This is a genomic window from Streptomyces sp. NRRL B-1347 (genome assembly GCF_000720325.1).
In the GTDB taxonomy this organism is placed as follows: domain Bacteria; phylum Actinomycetota; class Actinomycetes; order Streptomycetales; family Streptomycetaceae; genus Streptomyces.
The window spans coordinates 1-2,502 of the sequence record NZ_JOJM01000185.1 but is presented as its reverse complement, the minus strand read 5'-3'; the positions used below and the strand labels follow the sequence as shown (position 1 = coordinate 2,502).

The 2,502-nt window shown below is 68.3% G+C and carries 2 protein-coding genes; both read right to left on the bottom strand.

From position 1 onward, the window contains the following. Positions 1–123: 123 nt before the first annotated feature. On the bottom strand, positions 124–420 hold the full coding sequence (locus IG74_RS48605; protein WP_051856728.1) for an acyl carrier protein: 297 nt from the start codon (positions 418–420) through the stop codon (positions 124–126). Between the two features lie 96 nt (positions 421–516). Beyond that, positions 517–2,178, bottom strand: coding sequence for an AMP-binding protein (locus IG74_RS0144260; protein WP_037827293.1), 1,662 nt, complete (start codon positions 2,176–2,178; stop codon positions 517–519). Positions 2,179–2,502 lie beyond the last annotated feature (324 nt).

The window sequence follows — 2,502 nt, the reverse complement described above, 5'->3', positions numbered from 1 at the left end:
GAGTCTCGTTCCCAGTCGCATACAGGCCGCAGGTGTACTTCATCCGCCGGCCCAGAAACGCCTCAAACACCGCCGACGGCAACTCGTAATGGCAGTTGGTCTTGGTTTTGATCTCGGTCTCGGTCACTGTCCGGCCTTGCTCGCTTCGATGGCTGAGCGCAGCAGGCCGGTCAGCTCGCCCACGGTCTCCGCGGCGCGGATCTCCTCGTCCTCGAGTTCGACGCCGTAGGTCCGCTCCAGGTTGGCCACTACGCGCATCAGCCGGACGGAGTCGGCGCCCGGCAGCAGATCGAGGTGCTCTTCAGGGCCGATGTCTCCTTTGATGTGCGGGAGTTCGCGGTGGAGCGCGGCCTCGACAACGTGCAGCGCCTCGTCGAAGGAAGGGGGGGCGCCGTGGGCGGTGCCCGGTTCGGTGGTCATGTCGCAGCCTGCCTTCCGTTTGTCTTGGCACGGTTCCGTGGATGTGCGGTGCCAGTGTGCCCGCCGCAGGGTGTCCGTTCTTGTCGATGTCCGGGGCTAGGGATTCAGGGACGAGATGCGCCGCCCGGCCTGTACCCGCTGCCACTTGCCACTGGTGGTCTTGGTCAGCCAACGCGGGCCTACGAGGTCCACGCGTAGGGGCATCCCGCCGAGCTCGCCGACGATGCGGCGGCGGATCTCCTCCGCGAGCTGCGGATGCGTCTGCTCGGGCTGCGCGGTCTCCGCCACGACCCCTACGTACTCGCCTGAGGTGCCGCTGCCGGCGTAGGCGACGCAGCGCCGGCGGAAGACGCCCGGGGTGTCTCGGGCGACGGCTTCGATGTCGTCGGGAAAGAGGTTGCGGCCGTGCACGATCGCCATCTCCTTGCTGCGGCCGGCCACATACAGCTCGCCGTCGAGCGTGAACCCGAGGTCGCCGGTGCGCAGCCAGGCCCCGTCGAACGCCGCCCGGGTTGCCTCCTCGTCCCTGAAGTAGCCCGTGGTGACCGAGGCGCCGCGGATGTGCAGCTCACCGAGGTGCCCGGGTCCGCACTCCGTGCCCGTGGTGTCGACGATCCGCACCTGCATGCCGGGGACGGGCCTGCCCACCGAGACAATGCGTTTGGCGCCGGCAGCGCTGCCGGGCAGGGTGCGTACGCGCCCTGTGGCAGCGAGTTCGTCACGGTCGACGTCGAGGGTGCGCGGCAGACTGCCGGGGCGCGGGAAGGAGACGGCGAGTGTCGCCTCGGCCATTCCGTACACGGGGTACATCACCGCCGGGTCGAGGCCAGCGGGGGCAAGGCGTGCGGCGAAGGCTTCGACGAGAGCGGCGGAGATGGGCTCGGCTCCGTTGAACGCCAGACGCCACGCCGACAGGTCAAGGGGGGGTGCCTCTTCCTTGGGGAGGCTGTTGAGCATCAGCTCGAAGCTGAAGTTCGGCCCGGTCACCAGGTGTCCGCGCTGTTCGGCCACATACCGCAGGAAGTCGAGAGGATGCCGGATGAACGTACCGGGCTGGAACATGTGCACGTCCCCATGGGCGACGAGGAGGTGCGAGAGCATCCCGAACAAGCCCATGTCGTGGTAAGGGGGAACCCATTGGACCAGGCGTTCCTCGGAGTGCATGCCCGCGCACTCCACGATGGCCTGCAGGCCCGCGACCACATTACGGTGCGTCAGCATCACTCCGCGCGGTCTGCCCGTGCTGCCCGAGGTGAACTGCACGACGGCGAGGTCATCGCCTTCGACGACAGGCAGATCCGCTCCGCCCGGATACTCCGGGCGAGGGCGCAACACGGTCAGCCCCGGGCAGAGCCACGTGAGTTCATCGGTGAACTCACGTGCGCCCGCGTCATGGACGACGAACTGCATCTGCGCGGTGCGTACGATCCGGGCGGTCTGCTCAGCGAGCAGCTTGGCCCGGGCGCCGCCCACTGGCGTCGGCAGCACACTCACGCTCGCACCGGCACGCAGCACGCCGAAGAACCCGATGATGAACTCGGGCCCGGCCGCGGCGAGCAGTCCGACCACGCTCCCGCAGGTCACCCCGCTGGCCCGAAGAGCCTGGGCGCAGCGCTGCGACGCCTGCCACAGGGTGCGCAGATCGATGCGGTCGCCGGCTTCCGGGAAGCACAACGCAGCCGGGCGGGCAAGGGCCGCTCCCTGTGCGAGCGCACCGATCAGCGTGCCGCTTGCCGAGCCAACGGCAGCCTTGCGCACTGCAGTTGTTTCAGTCACATACCTCAGTGTCGAAGCGGGCACCACCTCGCTCCATGGGACCAAGGTCGCATAGCCGGCGGCCTGGCATGGCGGCTACAAGAGGAACACAGCAGTGGTTCGGCGTTCGTTCAGCCCGTGCCGCCTGACTTCTCGGAGGGTGCCCCATGGATGCGGATATCGCAGCCCTTGCCCAGACCGTGAAGCCTGCCGCGGCGGTGGCGGCGGCCAACTGCCATTACGAGTTGCCGTCGGCGGTGTTTGAGGCGTTTCTGGGCCGGCGGATGAAGTACACCTGCGGCCTGTATGCGACTGGGAACGAGACTC